This is a genomic window from Bacillus sp. OK048, assembly GCF_900103525.1.
Taxonomy (GTDB): Bacteria; Bacillota; Bacilli; order Bacillales; family Cytobacillaceae; genus Neobacillus.
This window is the reverse complement of sequence record NZ_FNHN01000010.1, coordinates 79,258-92,703: the sequence shown is the minus strand read 5'-3', so window position 1 is coordinate 92,703 and position 13,446 is coordinate 79,258. Positions and strand designations below refer to the sequence as shown.

The following is a 13,446-nucleotide window of genomic DNA, read 5'->3' as shown; positions in this document are numbered from 1 at the left end:
CCTTTTCGTTTACATTTACTGATGAGGAGCATCTGCTGGACTAATACCCATATAAACTCCATCAAAAAATGCAGCCATATAGCTGGTACCTCTTATACTTTTAAACGGTACTCCGACCATAATAGTGCCGTATTGATTATGTTTTAAAACTTCAATTTCAGCAGTAATATTCCAATAATAACCATCTTTCAATAACTTTTTTGTTGTTTTACTAAATTCCTTGCTTCCTAGTAAATTCAAAATAATCTTATATTTCTCCATACCGTAAATCGGAGTAACTGCGTGACACTCACAAGTGTCACTCTTTGAATCTAGAACATTAGTAGGACTTGCTGCTTTTACAGGATTTGCCGTGCCTGTAAACATAAGAACTAAAATTAAACTCCCGCATAATAGCGATAAAAATTTCTTCATTCAATTTCCTCCTTTTTTAAGTCTACTTATATATATTCCTTTATTTTCCGACATTTTCCTGCAATCTTTTTGAATAATTTACGACAATTTTAGAAAATATTGTTAATCTTGCTTTATTTTTAGTTTTTTCATTCGATATTGAAGGCTTTGACGGCTTAGTCCTAGTACAGTCGCAGTTTTTGAGATGTTGTGATCATTTTTCTCCCAAACAAGCTCGATATAGGATTTTTCAAAGTAATCCATTTGGTCTTTGAGTGAAGCCGTTAAATCTGCCCGTTCTTGAAGGAAGTTATCGACGGAGGCAGGAGGTGTGTTTCTTTCCTTCACTTGTATTTTACTTCGATATTGATAGGGAAGATGTGAAAAACGAATGGTGTCTTCATCATCCATCATAATATTCATTGCTGCTTCAATGATATGTTCTAATTCCCGGATGTTTCCATTCCAGTCATACTCTAGGAAAGATTGCTTCACTTCTTCTGATAAACCCCTTACGTTCATTTGAAAGAGCTCATTGTATTTCTTAATAAAATCTTGGACGAGAAGTGGAATATCCTCTTTACGCTCTCTTAAAGGCGGAATAAAGACAGAAACTACTCCAAGACGGTAATATAAGTCCTTGCGCAAACGGTTATTTGTAACTGCATCGATCGGATCTTCATTAATATTTGCTAACACACGTACATCAACAGGTGTATCCTTTGTATCCCCAATGCGTCGGATGGTTTTTTCCTGAAGAACACGAAGAAGTTTCGCCTGTAGATTTAAATTTAGTGAATTAATTTCATCTAGTAACAAGGTACCGCCATTTGCCTGTTCAAATAGTCCAGGCTGATCAATCGCTCCCGTAAATGCTCCCCGCTTTGTTCCAAAAAGTAGACTTTCAATTAAATTATTAGGCAGTGCCGCGCAGTTTTGAGAGATAAACGGTCCTGAAAATCGATTGCTGGCATTATGGATACTCTGAGCAAATAGCTCTTTCCCAGTTCCCGTTTCACCCACAATTAAGACATAGGAAGAAGTACGTGCCGCCCGCTTAGCCCCTTCAATTACTTCCTTGATAGCTGAACTGTTTCCGGTAATGCTATCAAAAGTATATCTGGTTGTCCCTTTTGGAGTTATAGTTCCTTTTATTAACCGTTCTAGTTTGGTAACATCATTGGCTATTTCAACAGCACCCATGAGTTTGTCATTCACATAAATTGGGATAGTATTGTTATTAGTGGTAATTTCTCGTCCCTTGTTATTAAAATAGGTTTGTTTAACATTCTTTGCTTCTTTACCTTCTTGAAGTGCTTTTACAAGTGTGCTGGATTGATCTTCTTTAAACATAAAAACATCTAACAAGTTTTTATGGATAACATCTTGAATATCCATAGACTCTATCTGAGCCATTTTCTTATTATAGACAATCGTATTTCCTGAATCATCTACTGCATGGACTCCAACATCCACTTCGTCTAAGATCCGTTTATATATTGAGTTAATATACTGCAAATATTGAATTTTTGTATTATCCATGAAAGTTTGCCCCTTATTGTTTATCTCTCTATTAAAACAAAAATCATATAAGAGTGCAAAAATATTTTGCATTATAAAAAAATAATAATGATTTTGCGCCAAAATATTTTGCGGTTACTACTATAAATCCCTTTATAATAAAGGATTTTATGTTTGGCACGGAACTTGCATTAATATTTATACAAACAACAAGGGGGATTTATTACGTCATATACTAGCAAAAACAACATCTGAAACGCTATAAAAAGGAGGAAACGGAATGAATACTACTTTAAATAAAACTACTAAAATAATTGAGCAAACACAAAAATTTGGTGCCAACAACTATCATCCGCTACCGATTGTTGTTTCAAAGGCAGAGGGAGTGTGGGTTGAAAATCCAGAAGGCACACGTTATATGGATATGCTTAGTGCCTATTCAGCAGTAAACCAGGGACACCGCCACCCAAAAATCATTAAGGCCTTAAAAGATCAAGCGGATAAAGTAACATTAACTTCACGTGCTTTCCATAATGATCAACTTGGTCCATGGTATGAAAAAATCTGTAAGTTAACGAACAAAGATATGGCCCTGCCAATGAATACAGGTGCCGAAGCGGTTGAAACAGCAATAAAAGCCGCACGCCGCTGGGGATATGATGTTAAAGGTATTGCTGATAATCAGGCAGAAATAATTGCTTGCACAGGTAACTTCCATGGCCGGACAATGGGAGCTGTTTCACTATCATCTGATCCTGAATATAAGCGAGGTTTCGGTCCACTGCTTCCTGGAATCAAGCTGATTCCTTATGGTGATCTTGAGGCATTAAAGACAGCCATTACTGTGAATACCGCAGCATTTTTAATTGAACCGATTCAAGGTGAAGCAGGAATCATTTTACCTCCTGAAGGATTCTTAAAGGCAGCATCAAACCTTTGTAAAGAAAACAATGTATTATTTATCGCAGATGAAATCCAAGTTGGTTTAGCTCGTACCGGAAAAATGTTTGCGACTGAATGGGAAGCTGTTATCCCTGATATGTTAATATTAGGAAAAGCACTAGGTGGCGGAGTATTTCCGATTTCTTGTGTGGTTGCGAACTCCGATGTCTTGGGAGTATTTAATCCGGGATCACATGGTTCCACTTTTGGCGGAAATCCACTAGCTTGTGCGGTTTCGATTGCAGCTTTAGAAGTAATTGAAGAAGAAAAACTAGCAGAACGTTCGCTTGATTTAGGTGAGTACTTCCTAGAAAAATTAAAAACTATCAATAACTCTATAATCAAAGAAATTAGAGGTCGAGGTTTGTTTATTGGAGTCGAGCTGACTGAAGTAGCAAGACCATACTGCGAGCAATTAAAGGAAGAAGGCTTATTATGTAAAGAAACACATGATACTGTTATTCGCTTTGCGCCGCCGCTAATCATTACCAAGGAAGAAATTGATTGGGCAGTTGAGAAGATTACCAAAGTTTTAGCGTAATATAAAATAGAGGCCTTGCAGTAACTTTCTGCAAGGCTTTTTTACGCTATTATTTAATAAAAAGTTTGATTTGTTTTAGTGCGTCTTTTCGATTAGGATATCGAAATGGTAAATCAAAGGTAGTCGTTTGTTTTAAGATACTCTTCTGATGGGAGAAGACATCGAAACTGCCTCTACCATGATAAGCGCCAATGCCGCTTTCACCCACACCGCCAAACGGAAGGTAAGGCGAACTAAGGTGCATGACGGTATCATTGATACAGCCTCCGCCAAAGGAGATAGAATCCAATATCGTATCTTGGAAGTCTTTGCTTTCAGAGAAAATATACAGTGCTAATGGTTTAGGATGTTCATTAATTTGATGAATCATCGTTTTTTCATCATCATATTCAAGGACAGGTAGGATAGGACCAAAAATTTCTTCTTGCATTACGGGATCATTCCAATTGACTCCGCCAAGAACAGTAGGCTCAAGGGTTAAAGTATCGATAGAATAATTTCCGCCATGAAGGATTTCTCCACTCGTAAGAAAGCCAGTAACACGATGAAAATGCTTTTCACTCACAATCCTCGTAAATTCTCCGTTTTTAACAATTTCCTCGTATAGATCCTTGATACTTTCTATGAACATCCTGATAAATTCATCCTTAATATCCCGATGAACATATAAATAATCAGGTGCTACACATGTTTGGCCGGCATTGATAAACTTGCCCCAGGCAATCCGCTTTGCTGCTAACTTGAGATTTGCATCTCGATGGACAATGCAAGGACTTTTTCCACCCAATTCAAGAGTAACAGGAGTTAAATGCTTGGCAGCAGCTTCCATTATCACTTTTCCTACTGTGACACTTCCAGTAAAAAAGATATAATCGAATTTTTCTTTTAATAAAGATTGAGTGATTTCGGCATCTGCTTGTACAACGGAAATGTATTCAGGTGGGAATGTTTTACTGATAAGATCCTCAATGAGCCTTGACGTTTCTGGAGTTAGTTCTGAAGGTTTAAGAACGGCACAATTACCTGCAGCAATCGCACCAACAAGTGGAGCAAGGGTTAATTGTAAGGGATAATTCCAAGGAGAAATAATTAATGCCACTCCATAAGGCTCGGAATAAATATAGCTCTTTGATCCCATTTGAGTGAAGGCAGTCTTTACTTTCCGCGGCTGTATCCAATTTTTAATATGTTTCAGAGTAAAACGGATTTCCTCTAACACGATCCCAATTTCGGTAATATACGTGTCAAAATTACTTTTATTCAAGTCTTTTTTAAGAGCAGCCATCAGCTCTGCTTCATGTGTGCGAATCATGTTTCCTAAGGATAATAATGCTTCGATTCTGTATGATAGCTCTTTGGTTTTACCGGATTGAAAAAAATCACGTTGCACTTTAAGTAATTCACTAAAACTTACCATTCTCCCACCCCCTAAAGTTAATGCTATTTTATCATATCTTATTTTAATAACCATAATTTGAAATAGACCAAATTGGAATATTTTTGTATGAATAAATATAATCGGAGAATACTATGACTAAATACTAATGAAGGAGACTCTTATGCAAATCGAAACAGGAATGAAATATCAAATTTCTCAAAGTATCAAGGGGAATTTTAACTCGGCAGAATCTCTAACCGTTACAACAAACAATGGGACAACCGTTCAATTCACACTTGAAGAAGGTAAAGGGCATGGGTCCATCCCAGTAGATCATTTAAATTATTTGTTAAAAAGGTCCAGTCTTACACCGATTACTACTAATAAAAGAGTACTACTAAATCAAGATAATGATGAAAAAATAGGATAACGATAAAACCCTCCATGTTGACAAGGAGGGCTTAGTTTAGAATGACCGAAGACCATGGCGAAAAGGCATTTGGGTCAATGCAAGTAGTCTGGAGTGACCGAAATACAAAATGAACACATTTAAAGTCACTCCAGCAAATTCCACCTGTAATCAAGTGAAAAATGTTAATCCTACTTCTTTATTAACATTTTTAATAAGTAATCAGCATAGGCCTCTGAGATTTCCTCTGGACTTTGAGGACCATTCTGGTCGAACCATTCTTGAATCCAGTTGAGAGAACCCAAAATAATTAGACGAACCATTTTTACATCCACTTGACTGAACGATTGTTCTTGTATGCCCTCGCGAATGATTCTATCAAAATACTGAGAGTAACTTTTTCTTAGCTTGAGAACCTCTTGTAGCTGCTCCTCTGAAAAATTATGATTGGGCTTTGAAAGTACCATGAACATTGATTTCTCTCTAGTTGCAAGGAGGATATGCTCCTTAATCGCACTTCTTAGCTTTTCAATTGGGGTACGATCACTTTCAATCACTTTCTCAATTCCATCCAGACAAATCTCCATTATCATTAAATGACATTGATACAGAAGGTCATCCTTATTATTAAAATAATAATACATTGATCCTTTTGTCATGAGGAGCTTAGCCGCAATTTCTTCCATGGTCGTTCCTTGGTATCCTTTTTCTACAAGAACTGCGGCGGCAGACCGAAGGATTTCCTGCTTTTTTTTCGCCATTTTCTGCGCTCTAAAAGAGGACATACTCTTTCCCTCCTAACTCTTCAAACTTTGTAATCTAATTATATCGGAACTGACGGTTATTTTTATCCATTGATTTAATATAGGATAGCTACTGTAAAAAATCAACAAATTTTGAACTTAGGTTCAAAAAATAAATCAATTGTAAAATTTTAAGAAAATTGCTATTATTTAAAACAGGGATGACAAACGTTGTTAATTTATCATCTTATAGAAAACTTAATAAATAATTTAAGGGACTTAAGTTAACAGAATCGAAGGAGGAGAGGAAATGAGAATACAAGATTCTATTGCGTTAGTAACAGGTGGTGCATCTGGACTTGGGGAAGCGACCGTTCGTAATATTGTTAAAAACGGAGGAAAAGCAGTGATACTTGACCTATCAGTAGAAAAAGGCACTTGTTTAGAAGAAGAATTGGGTGAGAATGCTGTTTTCTATAAAACCAATGTAACCAGCGAGGAAGATGTACAAACGGCTATCACCTCAACCATTGCCCGATTTGGTAACATCAATACGGTGGTGAATTGTGCAGGTATTGCAGTTGCTGAAAAAACAGTAGGTAGAAATACAGCACATAGTTTTGAAAGTTTTAAAAAAGTAATTGAAATTAATTTAATTGGCACTTTTAATGTCATCCGTCTTGCTGCTGAAAAAATGGTGAATAACCAGCCAAATCAAGAGGGTGAAAGAGGAGTTATTATCAATACCGCCTCTGTAGCCGCGTTTGATGGCCAAATCGGCCAGGCTGCCTATAGTGCCTCTAAAGGTGGTGTTGTGGGAATGACATTGCCAATCGCACGCGACTTAGCCAAATCTGGCATTAGAGTGATGACCATTGCACCTGGATTAATAGAAACTCCACTTTTTGCTTCATTGTCTGAACAGGCTAAAACCGCTTTAGAATCGCAGGTTCCATTCCCTTCAAGACTGGGACACCCTTCTGAATATGCACAACTAACCCAATCTATCATCGAAAATGTCATGCTAAATGGAGAAACCATCCGCCTAGATGGAGCCATTCGTATGCCACCAAGATAAAACTTAAGAAGAATAGAATTGTAAAAAAAATTAGTGAATTTGGAGGAACATAAAATGCGTGAAGTAGTTATTGTAGAGGGTGTTCGTACACCGGTTGGAAGAAGAAAAGGGTTGCTTGGCTCAGTCCGCCCAGATGAATTGGCTGCAAGCGTGCTTAAAGAATTAGTGAATCGTGCTGGAATCTCTCCAGGAATCGTGCAAGACGTAATCATGGGCTGTGTTTCACAGGTAGAAGAACAAGCGATAAATATTGCTCGTTCAGCTGCCTTGATGGCAGATTTCCCAATTCATGTACCAGGAACAACATTAGATCGTCAATGCGGTTCTGGTCAGCAAGCGATTCATTTTGCCTCCCAAGCGATTCTTAGTGGGGATATGGATATCGTTATTGCTGGCGGAGTTGAAAGCATGACACGCATTCCACTAGGATCAACACGGAAGCAGACAGATTGGAGTGAATCACTTACTTCAAAATATGAGATTATTCACCAAGGTCTATCAGCAGAAAGAATTGCTGATCAATGGGGATTCACGCGCTCTCAATTAGATGAATTTTCAATTGAAAGCCACAATCGTGCAATAAAAGCTCAAGAAGAAGGCAGATTTGATAGAGAAATCATGCCTTTAGAGGTAACCTTGGAGGATGGAAGTAAGGTAGTGGTGAAACACGATGAAGGGCCACGTAAAGGTTCTTCGATTGAAAAATTAGCAACCCTAAAAACAGTCTTTAAAGAAGATGGGAAAATCCATGCAGGAAACGCCAGCCAAATGAGTGACGGAGCTGCCGCCGTTCTATTAATGTCACGCGAAAAAGCAGAGGAATTAGGGCTTAAACCAAGATTCCGTATTATTGCCCGTTCTGTTACAGGATCTGATCCAACCTTGATGCTGACTGGACCGATTGAAGCAACAAAACAGGTTCTAGCCAAAGCTGGGCTGACAATTGAAGATATGGACACCTACGAAGTTAACGAGGCGTTCGCTCCAGTGCCAATGTGCTGGTTAGAAGAAATTAATGCCGATCCAAAGAAATTGAATCCTAATGGAGGAGCAATTGCTCTTGGACATCCTCTAGGTGCTACAGGTGCAAAATTGATGATTTCAATGATGCATGAACTTGAAAGAACAGGCGGCCGCTATGGGTTACAGGCTATTTGTGAAGGCGGCGGCATGGCGAACGGAACGATTATTGAAAGAATTAATTAAATAGTATCTTAGGAAGGAATTAGCAACAAAACAGGATATTTGTCTCTAATTTCATTTATTTAGAAAAATAAAAATTATCGATAGAGAAAGGAGCAATGCTTCTTGCTAACTGAGATAGGTGTAACGCAAGTAACTATACCATTACCTTTTCGTTTAAATCATGTGAATTGCTTTTTGGCAGAAGGCCCTAGTGGGTGGATGATTATTGATGCTGGATTAAATAACTCTGTATCTAGAGATATTTGGAACCCGATTATTGAAAAATATGATATAAAGGATATTATTCTCACACACTATCATCCTGACCATTTCGGCTATGCTGGGACTCTACAACAACTCACCAATGCAGAGGTGTGGATGACTGAAATTGACGCAGAAGCAGGGCTATCCTATTGGGAACCGGATTCTATAAAGACCGTAAATATGAACTATGATACATGCGGTTTTCCGGAAAACTTATCTAACGTGTTAACTACAGATGAAAAGGGCTTTAATGTACATGTAAAACCTTACCCAACTGTTCAACACTACCTTGAAGAAGGAATGAAATTTTCATTTGGCAAATACGAATATGAGGTTATTTTTACACCAGGGCATTCCGATGGATTAATCACTTTATTTAATAAAGAGAATAGTATCTTATTTTCAACAGATCACATTTTACCGAAAATTTCTCCTAATATTTCATACTGGTTCCGTGGTAATCGAAATCCACTACAATCCTATATGACTTCGTTAGAAAAAATTGAAAGATTAAACGTTGAGTATGTCATCCCATCACACGGGAAGCCTTTTAGAAATGCCAATCAAAGAATAGAAGAGTTATTGGCACACCATCATGAACGATTAGAGATGACATATGATAGCATTAAGAAACCCGCTACTATCTATGAAGTTAACACCATGCTATTTAAGAATTTGAATATCCATGAAACTCGTTTTGCGGTTGGCGAAACACTAGCACACCTAGAGCACCTTCATTTAAACAATCAATCTAAAAAGATATTTCAGGATGGAACATGGTATTATGAGGCTATTTAGAGGTTGTATCTAACGGTGGCAGCCTACGCTGTTTAGCTATACCTACCCCTGATCATGAATTAGTGGAAAGTAGTTGCAAAATTCAAAAAAATCATTTAAAATAAAAATGAAAGTGGTCTCACTTTTACTTTAAGTGATAAAATACATAAATCATTTTATTACTCGTAGTCACTTAAAGAAATAAGAACGTATGATTTTTTATAAAAAAACCATCTATTGAGGTGATATATCAATGAAAGCTATTCGTATTCCTATCATTGAACTTCCCAAAGAATCCGAAGAATTAAGAAATGAAATTAGACAATTTCTATTAGAGGAAAGAGAAAATGGCTGCTTCGAACCTAAATGTGATAGTTGGCTGAGTGGGTATTCGGCTTATTTTTCAAAAAAAATGGGAGAAAGAGGATGGATCGGGATGACATGGCCGACTAAATATGGAGGCCAAGGACGTTCAGCCATTGAAAGATATATTGTAACAGAAGAATTATTGGCAGCGGGTGCACCCGTTGCAGGACATTGGATTGCCGATAGGCAATCAGGACCGCTTTTTCTTAAATTTGGAACAGAAGAACAAAAGCAGTTCTTTCTACCTAAAATTGCAAAAGGAGAATGCTATTTCTCAATTGGCTTAAGTGAACCAAATGCTGGATCAGATCTTGCTGCTATTAAATCTAGAGCAGTGAAGGTTGATAAAGGATGGATATTAAATGGCAGTAAAATTTGGACGAGTGGAGCACACTTTTCTCATTACATGATTACGCTTTGTCGAACCTCATCGCAGGATCCTAACAACCGCCATGCTGGTATGAGTCAACTAGTCGTTGATTTATCTTCCCCTGGTGTCACCATTAGACCCATTCAATTGATGACTGGAGAACACCATTTTAACGAGGTATTTTTTGATGATGTTTTTATCCCGGATGAAATGGTTGTAGGTGAAATTGGGAATGGATGGAATCAGGGGATGGCTGAATTAGCATATGAAAGAAGCGGGCCGGAGCGTTTTTTAAGTACCTTTCCATTACTGAATGAACTGACAAATGAATTACTAGAGCAAGGGGACAACAATGGATTAAATGAAGTTAGTAAGGTTGTTTCAAGATTATGGACCTTACGAAATATGTCTCTTGGGATAGCACAGCTGTTAGAAGAAGGGGTACCTTCAAATATTATTGCCTCTTTGGTAAAAGATATGGGAACAAAATTAGAGCAACAAATTGCAGAGATTGCTAGATTAATTGTTAGTGTAATTCCTTCGCTGGAATCCGATTCATTACTTGAACGTTTTATGGCTCAATCAATCTTACATTCCCCAGGTTTTACCCTGCGTGGGGGAACAACGGAAATATTACGTGGAATTGTTGCAAAGGGGATAATTCAAAAATGAGTGAAATCCAAGAAATGATTATTGAAACCACTGAAAAAATTATGGTGAAGTATTCTACGAAGGAAGTCATTAATAGTGCAGAAGAAGGACAGTGGGCAGCTGACCTATGGAACCAGTTGGTAAACAACGGAATGATAACGGTTGCAATACCTGAAGAATTGGGTGGAAATGGCGGGGATTATTCCGATGCATTAAGTATCCTGCGCCTAGCAGGTAAATACTCAGCACCCATCCCAATTGCTGAAACATATATTGCCAATTGGATTTTATCAAGACTGGGAGTATTTGTTACGGAGGAGATTGTTACAATTTCATATCCAGACGTTTCACAATCTATTCAAATTGAAAAAACGGATGAAGGATGGAATATTTCTGGGAGAGCCAAAAATGTCCCTTGGGCACGATATGCAAATAAAATGATTGTTTTCGGAAAAACAACAGAAGGTAATGTGCTCTCAATTGTCAACTTAGAATATGCTCGAATCATTAATAAGAGGAATCTTGCTGGGGAAGCACGGGATGAAGTAATATTTGACAATATCTATGTGGCGGAAAGTCATATTTTTAAGGTGGATTTAGATGAACAAATGAAATATCTACTTTTTGCTGGCGGCCTTACAAAATCGGTCATGATGGCGGGTGCGCTAGAAAATATATTAGGTATTGTCATTGATCATACATCCGAACGGGCTCAATTTGGGAAACCCCTTCACCGTTTTCAAGCTATTCAACAACAAGTAGCACTTCTGGCTGGTGAATCAGCGGCGGCAAGTATGGCTGCTAATTGTGCGATCAAGTCATTTGAAACAGACCCCTTTTCTAAAGATATTGCATTAGCGAAAATTCGTGTGAATGAAGCTGCAGGAATCTCTTCTCAAATTGCTCATCAAGTACTAGCAGCAATAGGGTTTACCTATGAACATACTTTACATCATAATACCAGAAGGCTTTGGTCATGGAGAGATGAATATGGTACAGAACGAGATTGGCAGCAAATTGTAACCGACGCACTGATGAAATTAAACAAAGATGAACTTTGGTCATTAATGACGAACGTTAAAAATAATCTTAAAAAGGTGGAACAATAAATGCAGGACTTAATTTTTACGGTTGAAAATAATGTTGCAAAAATTACTTTAAACCGTCCAGATTCACTTAATGCCTTCAGTTCTGAAATGATATCCTTGTGGATTGATGCCTTGGAAACTATACGTGATTCTGAAGATATTCGAGTTGCTGTGATTTCAGGAAATGGACGTGGGTTTTGCGCAGGCGGGGATATTAAAGCAATGGCCAAAGGAGAAGGTTTCATAAAAAGTGATGTTAAGGAAGATCTTACATCAACTGCATTAGCAAGAAAAAATCAACTTTGGAAAAAGGTACAACGAATTCCACTTCTACTACAAGAGATTGACAAGCCAGTAATTGCTGTTCTACATGGATTCGCTTTTGGAGCAGGGTTTGACATGACTTTGGCCTGTGATATCCGAATCGCAGCGGAAACTACGAAAATATCAGAAAGCTATATAAAAGCTGGAATTGTCCCTGGTGATGGTGCAGCCTATTTTCTACCGCGTATGATTGGTGTCGATCAAGCATTAGATTTGTTATGGACTGGAAAAGTTTTTACAGCAAAAGAAGCAAAGGAACTTGGCCTGGTTACACATGTTGTTGAGGATCGTCTATTAAATGAATTTGTTGAAAATTATGTTGAAAAATTAGTAAATGGTCCGCAAGAAACCATCCGATTTACAAAAAGAGCAGTTTATCAAGGTTTAGATATTAATTTACGTACTTCCTTAGATATGATTTCTTCAGCAATGGGAATTGTTACAGAATTAGAAGATTTCCAAGAAGGTGTTAATGCGGTTGTTGAAAAAAGAAAACCTAATTTCCAATAAAAAACTCAGGTCATAAAAAGTGCAGGACATTAACCTGCATTTTTTCATAATAACCAATTGCTGTTATGAAAGGAATGCATGAGGGTGACAGACACTCTAAAAGTAAATTATGACTTAATTGAGGGTATAGCAGTAATTACTCTGAATTCAGTTGAAACCTTAAACGCTCTTGATTCAGAATTAATTTATGAATTAAACCAGGTACTTGATAAAATTGAAAATGACTCAAAAGTAAAAATTGTATTAGTAACAGGTAAAGGAAAAGCCTTTAGTGCAGGGGGAAACGTAAAAAGAATGGGTGATAGAACTACCCTTGAAACAATAGAAATAATGAGTCATGCAACACGTGTAATTACAAGAATAACAGAGATGAAAAAAGTTTTTATATCAGCAGTAAACGGTTATGCAATGGGTGCTGGATTTAGTTTGGCATTAGCCTGTGACATTATTGTAGCGCAGAAAAATGCAAAATTTGGGTTAAGTTTTATTAATGTAGGTTTGGTTCCAGATTGCGGACTTCTACATTTTTTGCCAAAAATCGTTGGTCCATGGAAAGCGAAGGAATTAATATTTTCTGGTGCTGTCATTACTGCAGAAGAGGCTTTTCAGTATAGAATTGTAAATCGATTGGTAGAAGAAAATGAAGCATTATCTGAAGGATTAGAATTTGCCAAGAAATTGGCTGTTGAACCCCTACAGGCTATGACGCTTGTAAAAACAATCATTGAAAGCAGTAAAAATCTTGATATAAAAGGAACCATGCAATATGAAACGCTAGCTCAGTCTGTATTGCAGCAGACAACCGATCATAAAGAAGGATTACAAGCATTTAAAGAAAAGCGGTCACCAATTTTCACTGGAAGGTAATACAATGAAAAATATAGAAGTTGAAACTTTCTAAATACT

At 37.4% G+C, this 13,446-nt stretch carries 13 protein-coding genes; 9 read left to right on the top strand and 4 right to left on the bottom strand.

The features are described from left to right. Nucleotides 1-15: 15 nt before the first annotated feature. Both BLR86_RS18185 and BLR86_RS18180 read right to left on the bottom strand, forming a co-directional pair. Nucleotides 16-414: a hypothetical protein gene (locus tag BLR86_RS18185; RefSeq protein WP_090764654.1), complete on the bottom strand. Its 399-nt coding sequence runs from the start codon at nt 412-414 to the stop codon at nt 16-18. Between the two features lie 102 nt (nt 415-516). Further along, nucleotides 517-1,935 carry a sigma-54 interaction domain-containing protein gene (locus BLR86_RS18180; RefSeq protein ID WP_090764651.1) on the bottom strand — a complete coding sequence of 473 codons (1,419 nt, stop codon included), beginning with the start codon at nt 1,933-1,935 and terminating at the stop codon, nt 517-519. Nucleotides 1,936-2,194: 259 nt separating this feature from the next. Between BLR86_RS18180 and BLR86_RS18175 the strand changes: the two genes are divergently transcribed. Continuing rightward, on the top strand, nt 2,195-3,397 hold the full coding sequence (locus BLR86_RS18175) for an ornithine--oxo-acid transaminase (RefSeq protein WP_090764647.1): 1,203 nt from the start codon (nt 2,195-2,197) through the stop codon (nt 3,395-3,397). 49 nt (nt 3,398-3,446) lie between these two features. Here BLR86_RS18175 and BLR86_RS18170 read toward each other — a convergent pair whose 3' ends face one another. Next, nucleotides 3,447-4,814, bottom strand: a complete 1,368-nt coding sequence (locus BLR86_RS18170; RefSeq protein WP_090764646.1) for an aldehyde dehydrogenase — start codon at nt 4,812-4,814, stop codon at nt 3,447-3,449. A gap of 142 nt (nt 4,815-4,956) precedes the next feature. On the opposite strand from BLR86_RS18170, the gene BLR86_RS18165 reads away from it, so the two are divergent. Next, nucleotides 4,957-5,205 carry a hypothetical protein gene (locus BLR86_RS18165; RefSeq protein ID WP_090764645.1) on the top strand — a complete coding sequence of 83 codons (249 nt, stop codon included), beginning with the start codon at nt 4,957-4,959 and terminating at the stop codon, nt 5,203-5,205. Nucleotides 5,206-5,375: 170 nt separating this feature from the next. Here BLR86_RS18165 and BLR86_RS18160 read toward each other — a convergent pair whose 3' ends face one another. Beyond that, nucleotides 5,376-5,969 (bottom strand): TetR/AcrR family transcriptional regulator, encoded by a 594-nt coding sequence (locus BLR86_RS18160; protein WP_090764642.1) that lies wholly within the window; start codon nt 5,967-5,969, stop codon nt 5,376-5,378. Nucleotides 5,970-6,237: 268 nt separating this feature from the next. Between BLR86_RS18160 and BLR86_RS18155 the strand changes: the two genes are divergently transcribed. The 7 genes from BLR86_RS18155 to BLR86_RS18125 all read left to right on the top strand — a co-directional run bounded on the left by BLR86_RS18155 (nt 6,238) and on the right by BLR86_RS18125 (nt 13,407). Continuing rightward, a complete protein-coding gene (locus BLR86_RS18155) occupies nt 6,238-7,005 on the top strand; it encodes a 3-hydroxyacyl-CoA dehydrogenase (protein WP_090764640.1) in 768 nt (255 codons plus the stop codon). 54 nt (nt 7,006-7,059) lie between these two features. Beyond that, nucleotides 7,060-8,211, top strand: a complete 1,152-nt coding sequence (locus tag BLR86_RS18150; protein ID WP_090764637.1) for a thiolase family protein — start codon at nt 7,060-7,062, stop codon at nt 8,209-8,211. A gap of 102 nt (nt 8,212-8,313) precedes the next feature. Then, nucleotides 8,314-9,252 carry an MBL fold metallo-hydrolase gene (locus BLR86_RS18145; RefSeq protein WP_090764634.1) on the top strand — a complete coding sequence of 313 codons (939 nt, stop codon included), beginning with the start codon at nt 8,314-8,316 and terminating at the stop codon, nt 9,250-9,252. 232 nt (nt 9,253-9,484) lie between these two features. Beyond that, complete coding sequence (locus BLR86_RS18140) at nt 9,485-10,639, top strand: acyl-CoA dehydrogenase family protein (RefSeq protein ID WP_175492951.1); 1,155 nt, start codon at nt 9,485-9,487, stop codon at nt 10,637-10,639. Further along, nucleotides 10,636-11,727, top strand: a complete 1,092-nt coding sequence (locus BLR86_RS18135; RefSeq protein WP_090764631.1) for an acyl-CoA dehydrogenase family protein — start codon at nt 10,636-10,638, stop codon at nt 11,725-11,727. Before BLR86_RS18140 ends, BLR86_RS18135 begins: the two co-directional genes overlap by 4 nt. Then, a complete protein-coding gene (locus tag BLR86_RS18130) occupies nt 11,728-12,540 on the top strand; it encodes an enoyl-CoA hydratase/isomerase family protein (protein WP_090764628.1) in 813 nt (270 codons plus the stop codon). It begins immediately after the preceding gene. Nucleotides 12,541-12,624: 84 nt separating this feature from the next. Further along, nucleotides 12,625-13,407, top strand: a complete 783-nt coding sequence (locus BLR86_RS18125; RefSeq protein ID WP_254782368.1) for an enoyl-CoA hydratase/isomerase family protein — start codon at nt 12,625-12,627, stop codon at nt 13,405-13,407. Nucleotides 13,408-13,446 lie beyond the last annotated feature (39 nt).

Excerpts from the sequence above, each read along its gene's own strand:
- BLR86_RS18175 (WP_090764647.1), top strand. The coding sequence starts at position 2,195 with ATGAATACTACTTTAAATAAAACTACTAAAATAATTGAGCAAACACAA.
- BLR86_RS18155 (WP_090764640.1), top strand. The coding sequence starts at position 6,238 with ATGAGAATACAAGATTCTATTGCGTTAGTAACAGGTGGTGCATCTGGA.
- BLR86_RS18135 (WP_090764631.1), top strand. The coding sequence starts at position 10,636 with ATGAGTGAAATCCAAGAAATGATTATTGAAACCACTGAAAAAATTATG.
- BLR86_RS18150 (WP_090764637.1), top strand. The coding sequence starts at position 7,060 with ATGCGTGAAGTAGTTATTGTAGAGGGTGTTCGTACACCGGTTGGAAGA.
- BLR86_RS18170 (WP_090764646.1), bottom strand. The coding sequence starts at position 4,814 with ATGGTAAGTTTTAGTGAATTACTTAAAGTGCAACGTGATTTTTTTCAA.
- BLR86_RS18185 (WP_090764654.1), bottom strand. The coding sequence starts at position 414 with ATGAAGAAATTTTTATCGCTATTATGCGGGAGTTTAATTTTAGTTCTT.
- BLR86_RS18180 (WP_090764651.1), bottom strand. The coding sequence starts at position 1,935 with ATGGATAATACAAAAATTCAATATTTGCAGTATATTAACTCAATATAT.
- BLR86_RS18130 (WP_090764628.1), top strand. The coding sequence starts at position 11,728 with ATGCAGGACTTAATTTTTACGGTTGAAAATAATGTTGCAAAAATTACT.
- BLR86_RS18140 (WP_175492951.1), top strand. The coding sequence starts at position 9,485 with ATGAAAGCTATTCGTATTCCTATCATTGAACTTCCCAAAGAATCCGAA.
- BLR86_RS18160 (WP_090764642.1), bottom strand. The coding sequence starts at position 5,969 with ATGTCCTCTTTTAGAGCGCAGAAAATGGCGAAAAAAAAGCAGGAAATC.
- BLR86_RS18165 (WP_090764645.1), top strand. The coding sequence starts at position 4,957 with ATGCAAATCGAAACAGGAATGAAATATCAAATTTCTCAAAGTATCAAG.